Source organism: Vibrio sp. 10N.286.48.B8, assembly GCF_003050085.1.
Taxonomy (GTDB): Bacteria; Pseudomonadota; Gammaproteobacteria; order Enterobacterales; family Vibrionaceae; genus Vibrio; species Vibrio crassostreae.
This window is the reverse complement of record NZ_PIGD01000002.1, coordinates 194,362-214,992: the sequence shown is the minus strand read 5'-3', so window position 1 is coordinate 214,992 and position 20,631 is coordinate 194,362. Positions and strand designations below refer to the sequence as shown.

At 45.1% G+C, this 20,631-nt stretch carries 20 protein-coding genes; 3 read left to right on the top strand and 17 right to left on the bottom strand.

All coding sequences use genetic code 11. The annotated features are described in order from the left end of the window. Positions 1 to 388: 388 nt before the first annotated feature. The 3 genes from thiI to pomA all read right to left on the bottom strand — a co-directional run bounded on the left by thiI (position 389) and on the right by pomA (position 3,877). Complete coding sequence (gene thiI, locus CWO08_RS03485) at positions 389 to 1,837, bottom strand: tRNA uracil 4-sulfurtransferase ThiI (RefSeq protein WP_048658100.1); 1,449 nt, start codon at positions 1,835 to 1,837, stop codon at positions 389 to 391. Between the two features lie 315 nt (positions 1,838 to 2,152). Then, positions 2,153 to 3,100, bottom strand: coding sequence for a flagellar motor protein MotB (locus CWO08_RS03480; protein WP_017060777.1), 948 nt, complete (start codon positions 3,098 to 3,100; stop codon positions 2,153 to 2,155). A 12-nt stretch (positions 3,101 to 3,112) separates the two neighbouring features. Then, on the bottom strand, positions 3,113 to 3,877 hold the full coding sequence (gene pomA, locus CWO08_RS03475) for a flagellar motor protein PomA (protein WP_004734406.1): 765 nt from the start codon (positions 3,875 to 3,877) through the stop codon (positions 3,113 to 3,115). A 298-nt stretch (positions 3,878 to 4,175) separates the two neighbouring features. Here pomA and xseB point away from each other — a divergent pair, with 298 nt between their 5' ends. Genes xseB through dxs form a run of 3 tightly spaced genes read left to right on the top strand, consistent with a single transcriptional unit; the run spans position 4,176 to position 7,228 of the window. Then, the gene (xseB, locus tag CWO08_RS03470; protein WP_004734405.1) at positions 4,176 to 4,418 is read left to right on the top strand and encodes an exodeoxyribonuclease VII small subunit; all 243 of its coding nucleotides are present in this window, start codon (positions 4,176 to 4,178) and stop codon (positions 4,416 to 4,418) included. Positions 4,419 to 4,438: 20 nt separating this feature from the next. Beyond that, positions 4,439 to 5,323: a (2E,6E)-farnesyl diphosphate synthase gene (gene ispA / locus CWO08_RS03465; protein WP_048664556.1), complete on the top strand. Its 885-nt coding sequence runs from the start codon at positions 4,439 to 4,441 to the stop codon at positions 5,321 to 5,323. A gap of 21 nt (positions 5,324 to 5,344) precedes the next feature. Then, positions 5,345 to 7,228 carry a 1-deoxy-D-xylulose-5-phosphate synthase gene (dxs, locus tag CWO08_RS03460; protein ID WP_048605516.1) on the top strand — a complete coding sequence of 628 codons (1,884 nt, stop codon included), beginning with the start codon at positions 5,345 to 5,347 and terminating at the stop codon, positions 7,226 to 7,228. A gap of 112 nt (positions 7,229 to 7,340) precedes the next feature. On the opposite strand, the gene pgpA is transcribed toward dxs, so the two are convergent. The 14 genes from pgpA to CWO08_RS03390 form a co-directional block, all read right to left on the bottom strand. After that, on the bottom strand, positions 7,341 to 7,847 hold the full coding sequence (gene pgpA / locus CWO08_RS03455; protein WP_048605519.1) for a phosphatidylglycerophosphatase A: 507 nt from the start codon (positions 7,845 to 7,847) through the stop codon (positions 7,341 to 7,343). Then, complete coding sequence (thiL, locus tag CWO08_RS03450; RefSeq protein WP_048658104.1) at positions 7,847 to 8,821, bottom strand: thiamine-phosphate kinase; 975 nt, start codon at positions 8,819 to 8,821, stop codon at positions 7,847 to 7,849. Before thiL ends, pgpA begins: the two co-directional genes overlap by 1 nt. 115 nt (positions 8,822 to 8,936) lie before the next feature. After that, on the bottom strand, positions 8,937 to 9,404 hold the full coding sequence (gene nusB / locus CWO08_RS03445; protein WP_004734399.1) for a transcription antitermination factor NusB: 468 nt from the start codon (positions 9,402 to 9,404) through the stop codon (positions 8,937 to 8,939). Continuing rightward, positions 9,404 to 9,874 (bottom strand): 6,7-dimethyl-8-ribityllumazine synthase, encoded by a 471-nt coding sequence (gene ribE, locus CWO08_RS03440; RefSeq protein ID WP_004741508.1) that lies wholly within the window; start codon positions 9,872 to 9,874, stop codon positions 9,404 to 9,406. Before ribE ends, nusB begins: the two co-directional genes overlap by 1 nt. 295 nt (positions 9,875 to 10,169) lie before the next feature. After that, the gene (gene ribBA, locus CWO08_RS03435) at positions 10,170 to 11,279 is read right to left on the bottom strand and encodes a bifunctional 3,4-dihydroxy-2-butanone-4-phosphate synthase/GTP cyclohydrolase II (protein WP_004734397.1); all 1,110 of its coding nucleotides are present in this window, start codon (positions 11,277 to 11,279) and stop codon (positions 10,170 to 10,172) included. Positions 11,280 to 11,386: 107 nt separating this feature from the next. Beyond that, positions 11,387 to 12,043 carry a riboflavin synthase gene (locus tag CWO08_RS03430; RefSeq protein WP_048658105.1) on the bottom strand — a complete coding sequence of 219 codons (657 nt, stop codon included), beginning with the start codon at positions 12,041 to 12,043 and terminating at the stop codon, positions 11,387 to 11,389. Between the two features lie 46 nt (positions 12,044 to 12,089). Further along, complete coding sequence (gene ribD / locus CWO08_RS03425) at positions 12,090 to 13,193, bottom strand: bifunctional diaminohydroxyphosphoribosylaminopyrimidine deaminase/5-amino-6-(5-phosphoribosylamino)uracil reductase RibD (protein ID WP_048664554.1); 1,104 nt, start codon at positions 13,191 to 13,193, stop codon at positions 12,090 to 12,092. 40 nt (positions 13,194 to 13,233) lie between these two features. Beyond that, complete coding sequence (gene nrdR / locus CWO08_RS03420; protein ID WP_004734394.1) at positions 13,234 to 13,683, bottom strand: transcriptional regulator NrdR; 450 nt, start codon at positions 13,681 to 13,683, stop codon at positions 13,234 to 13,236. A 156-nt stretch (positions 13,684 to 13,839) separates the two neighbouring features. Beyond that, positions 13,840 to 15,090 (bottom strand): glutamate-5-semialdehyde dehydrogenase, encoded by a 1,251-nt coding sequence (locus CWO08_RS03415; RefSeq protein ID WP_108019908.1) that lies wholly within the window; start codon positions 15,088 to 15,090, stop codon positions 13,840 to 13,842. Positions 15,091 to 15,181: 91 nt separating this feature from the next. Further along, positions 15,182 to 16,366 (bottom strand): glutamate 5-kinase, encoded by a 1,185-nt coding sequence (gene proB, locus CWO08_RS03410; RefSeq protein ID WP_170960819.1) that lies wholly within the window; start codon positions 16,364 to 16,366, stop codon positions 15,182 to 15,184. Between the two features lie 76 nt (positions 16,367 to 16,442). After that, the gene (gene crl, locus CWO08_RS03405; protein ID WP_108019906.1) at positions 16,443 to 16,832 is read right to left on the bottom strand and encodes a sigma factor-binding protein Crl; all 390 of its coding nucleotides are present in this window, start codon (positions 16,830 to 16,832) and stop codon (positions 16,443 to 16,445) included. 144 nt (positions 16,833 to 16,976) lie between these two features. Next, positions 16,977 to 18,230, bottom strand: coding sequence for an esterase FrsA (gene frsA, locus CWO08_RS03400; protein WP_108019904.1), 1,254 nt, complete (start codon positions 18,228 to 18,230; stop codon positions 16,977 to 16,979). 89 nt (positions 18,231 to 18,319) lie between these two features. Then, on the bottom strand, positions 18,320 to 18,784 hold the full coding sequence (gene tet(34) / locus CWO08_RS03395) for an oxytetracycline resistance phosphoribosyltransferase domain-containing protein Tet(34) (RefSeq protein ID WP_009847475.1): 465 nt from the start codon (positions 18,782 to 18,784) through the stop codon (positions 18,320 to 18,322). 84 nt (positions 18,785 to 18,868) lie between these two features. Then, a complete protein-coding gene (locus tag CWO08_RS03390; protein ID WP_017633422.1) occupies positions 18,869 to 20,158 on the bottom strand; it encodes an NCS2 family permease in 1,290 nt (429 codons plus the stop codon). Positions 20,159 to 20,631 lie beyond the last annotated feature (473 nt).

Here is a 20,631-nt window from a genome sequence, read left to right as displayed (position 1 = left end):
CCTTATGGGCGGTGTTTTTTTATGTGCAAAGAAATGTAACAACAAGTTTATCAATAGCTATGCTAATTAATCTTTATTATTTTTCATCACTAATCACAGAATCAGATACCCACTCAAATAATCAACTGAACACATACAAACAGCACCATTGAGTTGCACTAAAAAGTAACAGAATACTTCAAGATACTCACACTTCTTCGGTACTTATAAACCTGTTTAGAGCTCACTCTCTCTATCAATCAAAAATTTTGAATCTGAGCATGACGATAGGACGCCCAAACTCACGACTCTGTCTGACTACTGTAAATCATTCACAATAGAAAATAAAAAAGCCGCTTACTTTTCAGTAAGCGGCTTTGCAAATGATTAACGGTTGGTCAACACTCCACTATGGGCGGTAAACCTTAACGTTATGGAAGCCTTGCTCTTGTAGGTAGAGCGCCTGTAGACGGCTCATTACACCACGGTCACAGTACAGCAAGTACTCTTTATCTTGGTCTAGGTCACCGAACTGAGTCGAAAGCTTGAAGAACGGAATGTGTTTAATTTCAACACCATCGATCTCTAGTGGGCTTTCGTCTTCTTCTTCTGGGCTACGGATATCAAGAACGATAGCGTGCTCAGCAACAGCTTGAACTTGTTCAACTTCAGGCGCTTGCTCTTGGCTCTCTTTCTCAATGTCACGGATATCCATAACACGAGCGTTCTCGATCACTTGATCCAGCACTTCAAAGTTAAACTTAGCTTCTTCTGCTTCCAGTTTGCCTTTCTTCGCTTTCACTGTTGGCTTCTTAGAGATAACACCACAGTACTCAGGCATTACTTTAGCGAAGTCTTCAGTACCGATGATACGAGAAAGGTCAATGATGTCTTCTTTGTCCCAGTTGATAAGCGGACGAAGAATCAAAGTATCAGTCACGTTGTCGATGTGGCGAAGGTTAGTTAGCGTTTGGCTAGAAACCTGACCAAGTGCTTCACCCGTTACTAGCGCTTCAATACCGAAACGCTCTGCAACCATACCACCAGCACGCATGAACATACGCTTAAGAACAACGCCCATTTGGCCGTCTTCAACGTTCTCTAGGATTTCAGCAACCACGGGTTCAAAATCTACAGAAATGAACTTCACCTTTGCAGATGAGCCGTATTTGTTCCATAGGTAGTGAGCTACTTGCTTAACGCCAATCTCGTGCGCTGGGCCACCAAGGTTGAAGAAACAGTAGTGAACCTTAGAGCCACGCTTGATGTGCAGGTAGCTTGAAACACCAGAGTCGAAACCACCAGAGATCAAGCTCAGTAGGTCTTCTTGAGTACCAAGAGGGAAACCACCTAGGCCTTTATGGCGAGCTAGAACTTGGTTTAGCTTATCGTTAGCCACTTCAACCTTAACGGTTACATCAGGGTTCTTAAGTCGAACTTTCGCTGACTCAACGGCTTGGTTTAGACCACCACCTACGTAGCGTTCAAGTTCAATAGATGTAAAGTCATGCTTACCACGACGCTTAGCACGAACAGAGAAAGTCTTGCCTTCAATGTCAGCACGGCTGCGTTCTAGTACTTGCTCGTAAATATCGTGCAAGTCTTTGAATTCAGACTGTTGTACTTCAAGAGAGTGGTGAATACCTGGAGTGTGAGTCAGAGCCTCTAACACTTCTGTGTAGTACTGGTCACTCTCAGACGTCACTTCTATATGATCGCGACGGTTGAATACCGCAACACTTTCACAGCGACGTTGAATAACGTTACGAATGTTGCACTCTAGAATCCTTGTGAAGCGCTTACGCACCGATTCACTTTTTACAAAAATTTCCGGATGGGGCTTAACAATAAATTTCATAGTACTTTCACAACATTAATGTTCAAAATTTTGAAAACGCTCATCGCCAAACAAATTAGAGAATTTACCCAGCACTTGAAGCAAGAATAGATCATATCTAAATCTAAGGGCGCGAATTATACATGAGAAAGTGAAGCAAGGAAAAGAGTGCTTGCTGCAACACCATCATTAAACTGCCTGTTATTAAAAGTAGCAGGTTTCGAAACGACATAAATACAGCAGAGAGATGATTGAAGACCAGCAAACAAAAAGCCCAACCTCATTGTAAGGTTGGGCTTTCGATGCTATCTGTTCACTACCGCGTGCACATATCGGCTACTCATTAATAACAGGCACTTCATCACTGTAAAGCGGTTCACCCTGCATGATGCTGATTTCAACGCGGCGGTTAAGGCTACGTTGCCATTCAGTATCGTTCGGCTCGACTGGCTCAGTATCGGCCATGCCACGCACTCTCAAGCGTTGATGAGAAAACCCACGAACCTTCTCCATCTCTTGAGCAACAGACACTGCTCGCTGTGATGACAAGTCCCAATTTGAGCGATAAAGCTCTGAATCAAGACGTTGGTTATCGGTATGTCCTGAGATTCGGACAATGCCCGGTACATCTTTTACTAGTTCAGCGACCTGTCTCACCAATGGGCGAAATTTAGGTTGTAAGAAAGCAGAACCCGATGGGAATGCGCCTTTCTCACGAATTCGAATAACAATCTGCTGGCCAAGATTTTCCACCTCAATCGCGCCTTGGTCGATTTCTCGTTCCAACGCTTTCTTGATGCTTTCCATCAAGGTTTCCATCTCTTGCGATTGAGCTTCAGCTTGTTGTTGCTGTTGGTCTGACTCAGAATTTTGATTGTCGTGAGTCGAAACCTCTGGCGACTTGCCTCCGGTCATCTTGCCTTGGTCACGCATGGTGCCGCCAGCTCGCTCAGATTCACCTTCATGAAACTCAAGCGTTTGCTGCGTAATATCAATAGTCTGCTGCATGATCACATCAATAGGTGTTGGCTCTGGGCGACCAGGGCGGAACTCTTGTGCAATAATGCTGGTGCCTTTAGGAATGTCTTTCACTTCCAAGCGGTTTTGTACACCAAACGCGAATTTCATCGAGCCAGCGATCTGTTTGAACTTCAGTACGTCCATCTCAGAAAATGAGAGCAGCAGTACGAAGAAACACATCAGCAGTGACATCAAGTCAGCAAATGTCCCCATCCATTGAGGTAACCCCGGAGGAGGACATTTACATGGATTCTCTTCATCCATCTTAAACTCCTCTTACGCGGGTTCACCATCAATCGTGCGCTTACCTTCGTTGAGGTAGCTCTTGAGGTAACCATCAATAACTCGTGGGTTCTGACCATCTTGAATAGCCAGTACACCATCCATAACTAGACGACGGTTAAGTGTCTCTTGGTCACGACGTAGCGCAAGCTTGTCAGCAATTGGGAAGAACACCATGTTCGAAAGAATCGCACCGTACAGAGTGGTCAAAAGTGCTACCGCCATCGCAGGACCGATCGCTTTTGGATCATCCATGTTCGAAAGCATGGCAACCAGACCAACCAAGGTACCAATCATACCCATCGCAGGAGCAACATCACCAAATGCAGAGAACACTTTCGCGCCCTGCTCGTGACGTTCAGTCGTTAATGCGATGTCTTTTTGCAATGCTGCACGTACTACATCTCCATCATGGCCATCTACCAACAGGTCGATGCCCTTTTGCATGAAGCTGTTACTGATTTCCATCTCTTCGAGTGCTAAGAAGCCACCTTTACGCGCTGCATCCGCCATCTCTACCACTTTAGCGATAAGATCTTCAGGTTCATCGGCTTTAAACATGAAGGCTTTGCCTGCAATTTTAGTCGCACCAAAGAACTGCCCCATGGTGAACTTCATCAGAACAACAAAGGTTGAGCCACCAACCACGATCAAAATGGATGTCGTGTCATAGAACATCCCGAGGCTTCCACCTAGGATCATTGCCATGATTACAAAGGCAAATCCACCAATCAAACCTATTAGGGTTGCTAAATCCACTGAGCACTCCTCATGCTTTTTTGTAGCTCTATGTCGACGATAATCTTTGTATCGGCAAGACTATAAGATCTTTTAGTAAATTCTTGGCCTAAGTATCACACTTTTCGTTTTTGAATCCCAACTATTGGCTTACTTTGCTCTTATAGGTAGCGCATAAACTCGATAAAGCTAAGGTTATTCAAGCAAAGTGAGTTCAAGCCCCTTAAAAACAAACTTTCTAGCAAAATTTCTTGGTTACATTTGACCATCTTAGCGGCCTAGGGTAACGTTCGTTCATCTTTCCAAACGCAGATTTATTATGGCTACTAAGAAACCTGAAAATATGAGCTTTGAAGCAGCAATCGAAGAGCTTGATGGCTTGGTTGATCAACTAGAAAATGGTGATCTAGCTTTAGATGATGCGCTGAAGAAGTTCGAACGAGGTATCTCCCTCGCTCGTGCCGGTCAAAGCAAACTAAACGATGCTGAACAGCGTGTTAGCATCCTACTGCAAAATGATGAAAACGCAGAACTTAGTGACTTTAACCCACAACCAGAATAACGAATTGTATGAGATCCCCTATGATCGAGACTTTATTGTCTTATCAAGCACGTAATAACGAGCAACTGAACCTTTGGCTTGATCGCCTGCCACACCAAAATCAGAACCTGATCAACGCGATGCGTTATGGGTTACTTTTAGGCGGTAAACGCGCACGTCCATTTCTTGTCTACATTACAGGGGAAATGCTCGGCTGCTCCGCTGAAGAACTCGATACTCCAGCCTCTGCAATCGAATGTATTCATGCCTATTCTCTGATTCACGACGACCTTCCAGCTATGGATGACGATGAACTGCGTCGTGGCCATCAGACTTGCCACATCAAATACGATGAAGCAACGGCAATTTTAACGGGCGATGCACTACAAACTCTCGCGTTTACTATACTTGCGGAAGGCACATTAAGTGCTGACGGGGAAAGCAATCGCGTTCGAATGATTCAACGCCTAGCTGAAGCCTCTGGTGCACAAGGTATGTGTATTGGACAAGCACTTGATATTGAAGCTGAAAACCGCTCTGTCACGCTAGAAGAGTTAGAAGAAGTTCACCGCAATAAAACGGGCGCTCTAATGAAATGTGCGATTCGTTTAGGTGCACTCGCTGCTGGCGAAAAAGCGTTTGAAGTGATGCCTCAATTAGACAAGTACGCCGATGCCATTGGATTAGCATTCCAGGTTCAAGATGATATTTTAGATATCACCAGCGATACTGAAACTTTGGGTAAACCACAGGGTTCTGACCAAGAATTAAACAAAAGCACCTACCCTTCTTTGCTAGGTTTAGAGGGCGCTCAAGAAAAAGCGCAAACTCTGCTACAGGAAGCGCTTCAAGCTTTGGCTGCAATCCCATACAATACCCAGTTACTCGAAGAGTTCGCCCGATACGTCATCGAGCGCAAGAACTAAGACAATAAGCGCGCATTACCTATGACTCTTGATATATCAAAGTACCCAACTCTTGCTTTAGCTGATAAGCCAGAGGATTTGCGTCTCCTCCCGAAAGAGACGCTTACACAGCTTTGTGATGAATTACGTACCTATCTTCTTAACTCGGTGAGCCAATCAAGTGGTCACTTAGCGTCAGGCTTAGGTACAGTAGAGCTAACCGTTGCTCTGCACTACGTGTACAACACACCTTTTGACCAGTTGGTTTGGGATGTTGGCCACCAAGCATACCCGCATAAAATTCTTACTGGTCGTCGCGACCGCTTGTCGACTATCCGTCAAAAAGATGGGCTACACCCATTCCCATGGCGTCAAGAGAGCGAATACGACACCCTTTCGGTTGGTCACTCTTCAACTTCGATCAGTGCTGCACTTGGTATGGCTATCAGTGCAAAGAAAGAAGGCAAGAATCGTAAAGTCGTGAGTGTGATTGGTGACGGCGCGATTACTGCGGGTATGGCATTCGAAGCTATGAACCACGCGGGCGATATTCACAATGACATGCTGGTTATCCTTAACGATAACGAGATGTCGATCTCTGAAAACGTAGGTGCTCTGAACAACCACCTAGCTCAAGTTCTTTCTGGCAGTCTTTACACGTCTATTCGTGAGGGCGGCAAGAAAGTGCTATCTGGCGTTCCGCCGATTAAAGAGCTGGTTCGTCGTACAGAAGAACACCTAAAAGGCATGGTTGTTCCTGGCACCATGTTTGAAGAGTTAGGCTTTAATTACATTGGTCCAATTGATGGGCACGATGTGAATGAGCTGATTAAAACGCTGAAGAACATGAGAGACCTTAAAGGCCCTCAGTTCCTGCATATCATGACTAAGAAAGGCAAAGGTTACGAGCCAGCAGAGAAAGATCCAATCGGTTACCACGGCGTACCGAAATTCGATCCAGCACACTCAAGTCTGCCTAAGAGCACCAGCTCTAAACCAACTTTCTCTAAGATTTTTGGCGACTTCCTGTGTGATATGGCCGCGCAAGATCCTAAGCTGATGGCGATCACGCCTGCAATGCGTGAAGGCTCTGGCATGGTACGTTTCTCTAAAGAATATCCAGAACAATACTTCGACGTTGCTATTGCTGAGCAGCACGCTGTGACGCTAGCAACCGGTATGGCGATTGCGGGTGATAAACCGATTGTGGCTATCTACTCGACTTTCCTACAACGTGGCTACGATCAGTTGATCCACGATGTAGCTATCATGGATCTACCGGTCATGTTCGCGATTGACCGTGCAGGTCTTGTCGGTGCCGATGGTCAAACACACCAAGGTGCGTTCGACTTAAGCTTTATGCGTTGTATTCCAAACATGGTGATCATGGCACCAAGTGACGAAAACGAATGTCGCCAAATGCTATACACTGGCCACCAACACACAGGTCCAAGTGCCGTTCGTTACCCTCGAGGTAATGGCATGGGCACTGAGATCCAAAGTGAGTTTACTGCGCTTGAGATTGGTAAGGGTCGTATCGTTCGTGAAAGTGCGAAAGCAAAAGATGGCTCGAAAGTCGCTATCCTAAGCTTCGGTACCTTCTTAGAAAGTGCGCTTCAAACCGCTGACGCTATCGATGCGACCGTTGCAGACATGCGTTTTGTGAAACCGCTAGACGAAGCTCTGATCAAGCAACTTGCTGCTGACCACGATGTACTGGTTACTATCGAGGAAAACGCAATCGCAGGTGGTGCGGGTGCGGGTGTGATTGAATTCTTGATGCAAGAGAAACTACTGATGCCAGTATTGAACCTTGGCCTACCTGACAAGTTCATTGCTCAAGGCACTCAAGGCGAGCTACATGAAGAGCTAGGCTTAGACGCGAAAGGTATTGAGAAGTCTATTTCTGACTACCTTGCTAAATAACTTTCACAAGCAAGCGGCATAAACGACAAAACAAAAAAGGTTGGCCCTAGGGTCAACCTTTTTAGTATCCGTTAATTAGTTTGGTGTACCACCAACTAAGCCTTGAGCTAACTCACACTAACCAACCCGCGAAATGCGCTACGGCATACAACGAAATCGCCGCCATAATACCCGCCACAATATCGTCAATCATGATACCCAAACCACCATGAACTCGCGCATCTAACCAACCAATCGGCCATGGTTTTACCATGTCAAAGAAGCGGAAAAGCACAAAACCAGTCAGAAGCCATTTCCAGTCATCAGCAGGGATATTCAGCATCGGCACCAAGCTCATGGTGATCCAAAAGCCCGCAAACTCATCCCAAACGATAGAACCGTGATCATGCACGCCCATATCATCAGACGTTACTTGGCAGATCTTAATACCAATAATGCAGCTTACAACCACCACTGCAACGTAAGCAGGGAACGGTAGCTGAACCAACAATAAGTACAATGGAATAGACGCGAGCGTACCCATGGTGCCGGGAATAATAGGCGATAAGCCACTACCAAAACCTGTTGCTAAGAAATGCCAAGGGTTTTTAAGAGAAATAAGAGAAAGTGGGTTTGTCATCAATTAACCTTAAAGTGATCGTAACCAGTTAAGTTCCAACTCAGTGGTTCACCATTATTGTGTAATTCAAAATATTCTACAGGTCTTATCTGGCCAATGCAGGTGACTTTTGTGCCAGTGTGTGACAAAGCACTTTCCAATGACCCTTTATTCTCTTCCGGCACAGTAAAGCACAGTTCGTACTCTTCACCACTGGTGAGCGCATACTGTTGAGCCGAAGCGACATCAGAAGCAAACTGGCGTAGCTCTGGAGAGATAGGAAGGCAACTCACATCAATGCTTGCACCAACCTCTGAACGCTTCAGGATATGCTTTAGGTCAGCAATCACGCCGTCAGAGATATCAATAGCAGACGAAGCAAGATTAACGAGCGCCTGGCCCGCGAGCACTCGTGGAGAGCTGATGTAGTGTCTCTCTTCAAGCTCAAGTGCATAAGGCTTAGCTTTGTTCTGTTCGGGGTTAAGTAACACTTCGAGGCCAGCTTTACTGTCACCTAGGCTACCCGTTACGTAAATCCAGTCCCCCACTTTAGCGCCATCTCTACGCAGTGCTCGCCCTTCAGGAACAAAGCCCTGTACAGTCAATGTCAGACTTAGTGGCCCTTTAGTTGTATCACCACCAATTAACTGGATACCAAAGTAGTCTGCGAGTTTAAAAAAGGAGTCACAGAAAGGAGCAAGCCATGCCTCATCCACTTCAGGCATGGTTAACGCAAATGAAACCCAAGCAGGCGTCGCACCCATAGCAGCAAGGTCGCTAATGTTAGACGCCAAGGCTTTATGTGCAACCCAAGCTGGGTTCGCTTCCGCTAAGAAGTGAGTACCCGCAACTAAGGTGTCCGTGCTGATCGCTATCTCAACATTGCTTGGCGCTTTGACCAAAGCACAATCATCACCCGCAGCCAGATGTACATCTTTACGTTGTGGTTGTCGATTTACAAAATATTTTTCAATCAGGTTAAATTCGCCAGACATCACATGCCCTATCTTTAGTCTTCATACAAATCACCGTAATTATTGATATTACAGAAATTTAGTTACAAAAAAGGCCAGCATGATAGCTGACCTTTAGATTCAATATACGAACGTCTTATTTCTTACGAACGTGCGGTGCAGCTTTATCAAGCACACCGTTAACAAACTTATGGCTGTCTTCTGCTGCGAATACTTTCGCAAGCTCGATAGCTTCGTTGATAACCACTTTGTATGGTACATCTTCGCGACGAGTCATCTCGTACATAGCTAAACGTAGAAGCGCTAGTTCCATCAGATCCAGATCTTGCATAGGGCGAGATACGAATGGACGAAGCTTGCTATCAAGTTCCATGTGGCTAAGAGCAACACCAGTTAGCAGGTCGCGGAAGTATGCAACGTCTGTTTCTGGCATAGCAAGTGCAGGTTCTGCAGCATGATGCTCTTCTTCATCATACTTACCACCAGATAAGAACTGTTCTTCAACGGTAGCAATATTTTCTTTAGTAATTTGCCAAGAATAAATTGCTTGTAGAGCAAATTGACGTGCGTTACGACGTGCGGCTGGTTTCACACTGGCCCCCATTAGGAATCGATTTCAGAAAGAACGTTGATCATCTCAAGTGCGCTAAGTGCTGCTTCTGCACCCTTATTACCAGCCTTGGTTCCTGCGCGTTCAATAGCTTGATCGATCGTATCAACAGTAAGAACACCAAACGCTACTGGAAGAGAGTATTCCAGAGACACTTGTGCCAAACCTTTATTACATTCACTACAAACATAGTCAAAGTGAGGTGTACCGCCACGAATTACTGTACCAAGAGATACAATCGCATCGAACTTGCCTGTTTTTGCAACGCGCTGCGCTACAAGTGGAAGTTCAACTGCACCAGGGCAACGAACAACAGTGATGTTGTCTTCGCTTACTTGTCCATGACGCTTTAAAGTATCGATTGCACCAGAAAGTAAACTTTCGTTAATAAAACTGTTGAAACGAGCAATAACGATAGCAATTTTTGCATTTGGCGCTGGGAAGCCACCCTCGATCACTTTCATAAGCCTTCCTTTAACTATTTTCATCAAGTGAGAATCGCCGGATTCTAGCACAAAACTGTGAGCAATATCTAATGGTAATTTAGAAGAACAGACACCGGCAATGTAAAGATGATAATGCAGCGCCAATCCCAAGCATATAGGAACAGCGAGTAGCCAAGTTTGTGTATTGAACACGTTTTGAGTCGAACTTGGCTACTTTGCTCTTTTGGCAAGATTTATCACCAAAAGAGCCACTGAAATCATCGGTAAATTATGTCGCTACAAACGGAGAAACGTCTGCTTGTTGACATAGGATTTATTCGCAAACGTACTCAACAACGTTAAGACCAAAACCACCCAATGCGTGGTAACGCTTAGTGCTCGAAGAAAGCAGACGCATATCGTGTACGCCTAGGTCTTGAAGAATCTGAGAACCGACACCAACACGACGAGAAGTACCTTGCTTCTTAGCCATGGTTGGCTGCTCGTTCTTATCTTGCGCTTCGAATGTCTTCACTTTGTGGATCAAAGAATCAGACGACTCTTCGTTGCCAAGAATAACCAACACGCCGCCTTCATCACCAATGCGCTTCATCGCTTTATCTAACGACCAGCTGCGCTCGGTACCGCGGTCTGAATGAAGCAGATCGGTAAATGTATCATGCAGGTGAACACGCACTAAAGGAGCGCCTACAGACAAGTCGCCCTTTTGCATTGCGTAGTGGATCTGGTTATCAATTGTATCGCGGTAAGTCACAAGCTCGAAATCACCAAACTCTGTTGGTAAATGACATTGTGCAACGCGCTCAATTGTCGTTTCAGTGTTGTTACGGTACTCAATCAAGTCAGCAATAGTGCCAAGCTTGATGTCGTGCTTTTCTGCGAACACTTCAAGGTCAGGGCGACGCGCCATAGTACCGTCGTCGTTTAGGATTTCTACGATAACCGATGCTGGTTCACAGCCCGCTAATCGAGCTAAATCACACCCCGCTTCAGTGTGGCCAGCACGCGTTAATACGCCACCTTCTTGAGCTGTCAGTGGGAAGATATGACCTGGTTGAACTAAGTCAGCCGCTTTTGCGTCTTTCGCTACTGCAGCTTGAACCGTCACTGCACGATCGGATGCTGAAATACCGGTTGTTACACCCTCTGCCGCTTCAATCGAAACCGTAAAGTTAGTGGTGTACTGTGCATTATTGTCTTGAACCATAGGTGCTAAACCCATACGGTTTGAACGCTCTTTAGTCAGCGTTAGACAGATCAAACCGCGGCCGTACATTGCCATGAAGTTAATCGCTTCTGGCGTAACATGTTCTGCTGCCATGATCAGATCGCCTTCATTCTCGCGATCTTCATCATCCATTAGGATAACCATTTTTCCTAGGCGAATGTCTTCAATAATTTCTTGAGGAGTACTAATTGGCATTGTTCTATATCCTTTGAAATGGTTCTGCTTCCTAGAACCGACACTATTTAAACCTGATGATATTGCTTCGCTTTACAAAGTCTCGCTTAATTACTTTGTATTAACGGTTAGGCAAAACCATTCTGCTGTAAGAATTCCATCGTTAATCGAGATTCAGGCTCAGATTCTTGTTGCTGACCTTGCAGTAAACGCTCCATGTAACGCGCTAATACATCGACTTCTAAATTCACTTTACGACCTACATTGAATTGGTCGATGGTGGTTTCTGAAGAGGTGTGAGGAACGATAGTCAGCTTGAATGCGTTCTTGCGTAAATCGTTCACAGTCAGACTGATGCCATCGACCGTTATTGAGCCTTTTTGAGCGACGTATTTTGAGATCTCTGCTGGCATTTCTACCCAAAACTCAATTGCACGGCCAACTTGGTTGCGTTCAACAATCTCACCCACGCCATCAACGTGACCAGACACAATGTGTCCACCGAAACGCGTGGTTGGTAACATTGCTTTCTCAAGGTTAACTTTATCGCCCGCTTGGTAATCGACAAAACCCGTTTTTTTCAGGGTCTCAAGCGAAAGATCTGCACTGTAGCTGTGGTCGTTGAATTCAACGACTGTCAAACACACACCATTGGTTGCGATACTGTCGCCTAACTGAACGTCAGCCATATCAAGCTTGCCAACGTTGACCGTTACGGTGATGTCTTCTCCGCGGGGAGTGATTGCACTCAATGTACCTACGGCTTCTACAATTCCTGTAAACATTTTAAAACTCTTTTTGTTGTCAACGACACGTATGCAGTTGGAGTAACTATTTCGAGAGTGGTTTCGCTGCTATTGGTTTAGCCACAATTGGTTTCGCCACAATGCGAATATCCACACCAACCTGTCGAACATCTTTAATTTCTAGGTCAATAACGTCAGACATTGAAGTGAGCCCTAATGCGCCCATCAAACCTCGTCCGTCACTGCCCATAAGTTTAGGTGCTAAATAGAGGATTAGCTCATCCACCAGCTGTTCTTCAATCAAGCTTTTTGCCAATGTTGCGCCCGCTTCGACCCAAATATGGTCGATATGATTGGCAGGTAATTGACGCATCAGATCGTGCAAATCGAGCTGACCTGCATCTGTGGTTCCTACTTCAATATCCGCAGACGCTTCAGCCACTCTTAACACTGGTGTTGGCGACTGATATAACTTGAGCTCAGGACGCAGTTGATTTTGACGATCAAGAATCACGCGAATTGGCTGACGAAGTTCATCTTCAGCGTAATGAGCTTTAATACTGCTTGGCAACTCTGCCCAGCGAACATTCAACGAGGCGTTATCTTCAATCACCGTTTGGCTTGTGGATAACACTGCGCCCGCTTTTGCTCGGTAATTCTGAACATCACGACGCGCTTCTGGCGATGTGATCCACTGGCTTTGGCCATTTTCCAATGCAGTTTGACCATCAAGGCTAGCCGCCATCTTCAACTGAACAAATGGCATGCCAGTTTGCATACGCTTGATAAATGCAGGGTTCAAATCAAGAGCATCTTGCTCTAACAAACCAATTTCAACCTCAATACCCGCGTCGCGTAGCATTTTGATACCACGACCTGCGACTTTTGGGTTTGGGTCCTGCATAGCGCAAATTACTTTTGCAACTTGAGCCTTAATCAAACCTTCGGCACAAGGCGGCGTTCGACCATAATGCGAACAAGGTTCAAGTGTGACATAAGCTGTCGCGCCTTTGGCCTTATCGCCTGCCATTCTCATGGCATGCACTTCGGCATGAGGTTCGCCCGCTTTAGCATGAAAACCTTCACCGACGATCTGACCATCGGTTTGTACGATGACACAGCCCACATTCGGGTTTGGTGCAGTAGTGTAAATGCCGCGTTTTGCTAACTGAATAGCACGCGACATCATTTGAAAATCTAGGGGAGTAAAGTTTGACATGATTGAGGAGTTAATCCTCTAATTTAGCGATTTCTTCGCCAAACTCTCGGATGTCTTCAAAACTACGGTAAACAGAGGCAAAACGGATGTACGCCACTTTGTCCAATTCTTTCAATTGGCCCATCACAAGGTTACCAATCATCTCGCTTGGTACTTCACGCTCACCAGTTGCACGGAGTTGTGACTTAATCGTACTGATCGCAAGTTCAATTGCATCAGCACTCACTGGGCGTTTTTCGAGGGCGCGCTGAACACCACCGACCATTTTATCTTCGTTAAATGGTTCGCGGTTTCCATTCGACTTAATTACTTTAGGCATCACAAGTTCTGCCGATTCGAACGTAGTAAAACGCTCGCTACATGCAAGGCATTGACGGCGACGACGAACCTGATGGCCATCGGCAACCAGTCTTGAATCGATTACTTTAGTGTCGTTCTCTGAACAAAAAGGACAATGCATATCACCTCCAAATAATTGAATATCAGTGTAACGGAATTGCCAAACGTTAGGAAAGAAAAAGGGCCAATTAAGGCCCTTTTGTGTGGTGATTCATTGATTATTGCTACTCGATCGCCATTTCAAAAATGAGCTGAGGAGTAAAATTAACGACCAGCGTTAACCGCGAACTAAATAGTTCGCTTTACCTACCCATTTGTAACTTGTTAGCTCTTCTAAGCCCATAGGGCCGCGAGCATGCAATTTCTGGGTAGAGACTGCTACTTCAGCGCCCAAACCAAACTGCGCACCATCAGTGAAGCGAGTTGATGCATTTACATATACCGCCGCAGAACCTACCGAATTAATAAAGCGCTCTGAGCTTTCTAGGCTGTTAGTCATGATCGCATCAGAGTGACTCGCGTTGTGTACGCGCATGTGGTCAATCGCTTCTGCAACGTCAGCAACCACTTTTACGCCTAACGTGTAGCTTAACCATTCAGTGTCAAAGTCACCTTCAACCGCATCACGTTGGTCTTCAAAGCCAGTTAGCAGTGATTTCGCACTCGCATCAGCAACCAAGGTTACCTTGCCCGCTAAACGCTGTTTCAACTTAGTAAGGAAAGCTTCAGCAGCGGCTTCATGCACTAGCAGTGTATCCAATGAGTTACATGCAGATGGACGTTGAACTTTCGAGTTTTCAACCACATCGACAGACTTCTCAAGATCAGCGCTTTCATCAACAAAGATATGGCTGATACCAAAACCACCGATGATCACTGGAATAGTACTGTTCTCTTTACACATCTTGTGCAAGCCAGCGCCACCACGAGGAATGATCATGTCAACATAGTCATCTAGCTTAAGCAGTTGAGATACGAGTTCACGATCCGGTTTTTCGATGTACTGAACAGAAGCCGCAGGAAGTTCCGCTTTCTCTAATGCAGACTGGATAACTTTAACCAGTTCCATGTTCGAGAAAAACGTCTCTTTACCGCCACGTAGGATACTTGCGTTACCAGTCTTCAGACACAATGCCGCAATATCAATCGTTACGTTCGGACGCGCTTCATAGATAACGCCAACCACACCAAGCGGTACGCGACGGCGAGACAATGACATGCCGTTTTCCAGTACCTTGCTGTCAATTTCGCTGCCTACTGGGTCATTCAGGCTAATCACGTTACGAACATCGTTAGCAATGCCTGTTAAGCGCTCTTCGTTAAGAAGTAGACGGTCAAGCAGTGCATCAGTTAAACCGGCTTCGCGACCTAGTTCGATATCTTTCGCATTCGCTTCTAAAATCGTTGCTGCGTTTGCTTCTAGCTCATCAGCGATGATCGCCAATGCTTTATTCTTTTGCGCCGTAGATGCGGTCGCTAGGTGGAAAGCAGCGTCTTTTGCTGCGATACCCATGTTAGTTAAATCCACGTTTAACTCTCCCTAAATTCTGTCTGTCTTTGGATGTAAAAAGGCGATTCGCGATGTCTAAACTCGCGGCTCATCGCCTTATCATCACGAGCTACTCTTGAATCACGACTAGGTCGTCACGGTGAATGACTTCTGACCCGTAATCGTAACCAAGGATGTCGCCAATATCTTTACTGTGCTTGCCTGCTATTTTTGCTAGGTCTTGGCTTGAGTAGCTAGCGATACCACGCGCTACTACTTTGCCTTTGCTGTCTGTGACTTGGGTAACTTCACCACGAGAGAACTCGCCTTTAACTCGAACAACCCCTTTAGCCAACAAGCTACTGCCTTTGGTGTTGACTGCGTTTACTGCACCGTCGTCGACCACAATGTCACCAGCTGAAGCAGGACCCGCTAAAATCCAGCGTTTACGGTTTTCAAGCGCTTCGGCTAACGGCAAGAAACGTGTGCCTTGTGGGTTGTCACTCAGTGAGTCAAACACCACATTTTCAGCACTGCCCGCAGCAATAATCACTTCGATGCCAGCGCGACGAGCAATATCCGCAGCCTGCAGTTTTGTCGCCATGCCGCCAGTACCTAACGTCGTACCGCTGCCGCCTGCAATCTTACGCAGTGTGTCATCAATGGTTTTCACTTCTTTGATGAGCTCTGCATTTGGGTCTTTACGAGGGTCAGCCGTAAACAGGCCTTTTTGGTCTGTTAGTAGCAAAAGCTTATCAGCACCGCACAAAATACCCACTAATGCCGACAAGTTATCATTGTCGCCCACTTTAATTTCGTTGGTTGCTACTGCATCATTTTCGTTTACTACCGGAATAATATCGTGTTCAACAAGTGCGTTGATCGTGTCACGTGCATTCAGAAAACGCTCGCGATCATCGAGATCAGCACGAGTCAGTAGCATCTGACCAATCTTAAGGCCATAGATAGCAAACAAAGACTCCCAAACTTGAATCAACTGGCTTTGCCCAACTGCCGCAAGCAACTGTTTGCTCGCCATTGAGTTGGGAAGTGCGGGGTAACCAAGGTGCTCACGTCCTGCTGCAATTGCACCAGACGAAACCATAACCACAGAGTGGCCTTGTTTTTTTAATTCTGCACATTGACGAACCAGCTCAACCATGTGAGCACGATCTAATGCCAATGTTCCACCAGTTAAGACACTGGTACCCAGTTTAACAACGACAGTTTTACGCTGTGTTGTTGTCCCGCTTTGATGATTTGTTGTCATGAAGTCTTTTATGGATAAAACAAATAAGAGGTGATGTTTTAGCAATCAAAAGGGGAATTCACAAGCAGAAAAGGTGCGAAATCGCACCTTTTTGCTTTATATAGAAGAGTAACCTTTAAAATTAGACGAATTCGACAGACTCTTCGTCTAATTGGATACTGATTTCAAACTTACTTTGAAGTTCATCAACCAGTTTTTTGTGGAAGGCTTCTTGAGTTCGAGAGACCTCAGCGACCGCCTTTTTAGGTAACGGCAAAGAATCCCAGTTACCATCGATGTTGTATTTACCGATATTGTACTTCGCCGAATATCCCTCTCCCGACTTGTCCAACTCCAGCCACCAGCCCCAAAACTCGCGTTCTTCTGGTGATTTTTTATCGTTCACACATACAGACAAGCAATCAAAGATATAATGACCTTCTTCTGATTGCGGTTCCCTCAAGTATGGCCCAATCGCCTTTAAAACATTCAACAAGCGGTAATGCGTAGGTTGTTGTGTCACTTCTGACATATTGAATCTCCATTTTCAATGTTAAGAATGACGTTACTCAGACTGTTATACGTAGAAACTACGCAATTGGATTTTATAAATTATTGCTGAGTATCAGGTACTTAGTTTGTACACTTTTCATGCTTAACTAATTTAGGAGAAATGTCATCTAAATAATTCATCCTCAAGCCACTTTATCGCCAATTCGAGGGATTGCTCATAACCTTGTGTAATTGACTTAGCTTTGATTTTCTTCGCTTTTCCGTAATCACTGTAAATAGCAACCAGTTGATTATCCATCGGTGGTGATACAGGATCACCCTCTAAGGCCAATGCCAAGATAGGAACACTGGTTTTACTGTTTGACAGCAAACCTTGTACCTTGAGTGACCACGCCATCAATTGCCCAGAAAGACTATTGATATCGACCGCCCCTTTACCAAGACGCGAAGCCAACACATCCAAATGCATCTTAGGCATCTGCTTCAGTTTGTCGGCATGAACAAAGATGTCGTGAATTGGCGCGCCTAAAGAGATACACGCTTTTAGCTTATGTTGCTCAAGGAAAGATAATCTGACCATCGCATTGCCGCCAAAGCGGAAGCCAAATAATCCCACTTTGTGGTGATCCACCCATGGAATGTTAGGTAGCTCATTCAGCACAGCTTGGTGAAGACAAGACGAGTCTTCTGTCAAAGGCCAATGCGCACTGTGCCCTATCGATGGCATGTCTACCGTTAACATAGCAATGTTCTTAGGTGCTAAATAATCCCTAAACAAGCGCCACATATCAGTTTGTAAGCTATCGAGCCCCGCGCTGACAATCACAACTGGTTGTGGTTTGTCTGTTTTAGTTAGATGCAAGTTCGCTTTGATCTTCTTGTTTTGGTACGGAATATCAATCTGCTTGACGATCAACTTGGTGTGCTTAATCGCTTCAGAATAGGCTGCGTTGGCCAACACTTGAGCCTGAGCTGCCAAATTGTCGTTCTTGAGATGTGGGTAACCCGCAATACTGAAACACAACGATGCTGAAAACAGCTCTTCAGCCATCTCTTCACCGTTCTTTTCATTAGAACGATTCTGATGTTGCATACCCAGCTTGGTCCATTCGTATGCCCAATTACCACTTCGGTAACCCATAACCGTATCAAGCCACTCATCGGTTGTACGAGAGTTATCTGATGACGCGATGCGAGCCAATACCGCTTCTTGCTCTATTGGATTAACGCCTTGCCATACCCACTGAAGACGTCTTAGGTTTCGGTACCATGATGAGTTTTGCTGTTCACGCTTCTCATCCAATAACTCTTCAGAGCTTGGCATGTATTGTGTCAACATTGAGGTCTCTTTCGCCTGCTTGTGCTTTACAAACAAAGTTTCCGAAAGGTTCGAGCTCGTTTCTTCTGGTTCAGACATTGGGATACTTAATAAGAAATGGTTGTCACTAATCATATAAAAAAAAATGACCCTATAAAGGGTCATTTCTCAAAAAACTAAGTTTACGCTTATTTTGACTTGCGATTTACTGGCTCAACGTAGCTTAGGCTAGTATCCCAAGGTTGCTCAATCCATGTGTCTTGAGCGATATCAACAATGTACTCGTCTAGCAAATCAGCGCCAGATGGTTTTGCACATACAGCGATCAGTTTCGCTTTAGGGTACATTTCGCGAAGCTTACGTGCAGTGTCACCACTATCAACCAAGTCTTCAACGATTAGGAAGCCTTCGCCGTCACCTTCAGGTGCTTTAACTACTGTCATATCACGTTGGTGATCGTGGTCGTAGCTAGAAATACAAATCGTATCTACGTGACGAATACCTAGTTCACGAGCCAAGATTGCACCAGGAACCAAACCACCACGGCTTACTGCCCAGATGCCTTTCCACTGCTCTGCTGGCATTTGCTTTTCAGCAAGTTGACGGCAGTAAGTCTGCATGTTGTCCCAAGTGATAACGAATTTGTTGCTCATAGTATAAAACCTAATAATTTTGTCATGTTATTAGAGGCTATCTCAAACATAGCCTCTTCAGCGATTAAGCAGAAATCTAGACGATTAAGCGAAAATGTATTTAAGAATAAAGATAGCCGACATTACCCACACAGCAGGTGAAACGTCGCGACCTTTACCACTTAGCAGCTTAATTGCAGCGTAAGCGATGAAACCTAGTGAGATACCCTCAGCGATAGAGTACGTCAGCGGCATAAGCAGACATGTTACCACGACTGGTGCTGCTTCCGTAAGATCACGCCAATCAATGCCAACTAGGCCAGACATCATCAGAATTGCTACATAGAAAAGTGCACCTGATGTTGCGTAAGCCGGAATCATACCTGCAAGTGGCGAGAAGAAAAGAGCCAGTAGGAATAAGATACCAACAACAACCGCTGTTAGACCTGTACGGCCGCCTTCAGCGACACCCGCAACACTCTCAACATAAGAAGTAGTATTTGATGTACCTAGCAGTGCACCAATAGATGTTGCTGTAGAGTCAGCAAGCAGTGCTTTGTTCAAGCGAGGTAGTTTGCCGTCTTCTTTGATTAGGTTTGCTTTCGTTGCAACACCAACCAGAGTACCAGCTGTATCGAACAAATCGACGAACAAGAATGCGAATACCACTGAAATCATACCGATTTCAAATACAGCAGAGAAATCAAGCTGCATGAATGTAGGAGCAAGGCTTGGTGGTGTAGACATGATGCCGCCGTATTGAACGTCACCAATAATAATACCAAGAGCCGTGATTGCTAGGATTGCAATCATTACTGCGCCTTTCACACCACGGTGAACAAGAGCAATCGTAAGGAAGAAGCCCAATGAACCAAGGATAGGAGCAATCGCAGTAATGTCGCCCAGTGAAACTTTAGTTGCTGGGTTAGAAACAACGATGCCTGCATTGCTAAGAGCAATAAACGCTAGGAAAAGACCGATACCTGCAGAGATACCAACACGCAGAGACATAGGGATCGAGTTGATAATCCATTCACGGATCTTAAAGATACTTAAGAAAATGAAGATTACACCTGATACGAAAACCGCTGCCAGAGCAACTTGCCACGTATAACCCATACCCATAACAACTGCGTAGGTAAAGAAGGCGTTCAAACCCATACCTGGTGCTTGAGCGATTGGGTAGTTAGCAACAAAGCCCATGATGAAACAGCCAATAGCAGCCGCTAAACAGGTTGCTACAAATACAGCGCCATGGTCCATACCAGCATCAGCTAGAATCATTGGGTTTACAAAAATGATGTAAGCCATTGTTAGGAAGGTTGTTAGACCTGCGATGATTTCAGTGCGCACATTGGTGCCATTTTCACTGAGTTTGAATAGCTTTTCGAACATTATCGAATCCTATAAGGGTAAAAAGTAAACGGTTGCGTAATCGATTGGCTATGGATTATAAAGTTATCAAATAACAAATTCCAGATAGAATTAAGGCTCTAATCGATATTTATCAGAATGCCGTATGAAACAAAGCGATTAAAAACGCAGTAATCACCAAGAAATAATCATAATAAACAGTTAATTAAGCCCATTAAGCACAATGAAAAATCTTGGTTACTTTTTCGACCATCTGTTATTTTGATAAAGAATCTAACCATTAAATTCTGAATTCAAACCCACAAGAGTTGTGTATTTTTCAACAGGATCAGTAATAAGGCGCAAATTGATATTTTGGCGTTTAAAAAACAACCACGCAGAGCAGCAGGAAAAGAGACGAGATAAAGCGGTTTGGAAAAGTAGCAGGCAAAAAAAACGCCACTCAAAACTGAGTGGCGGTAGAATCTGTCAACCAAAAGGGCTGTAAAAGAATT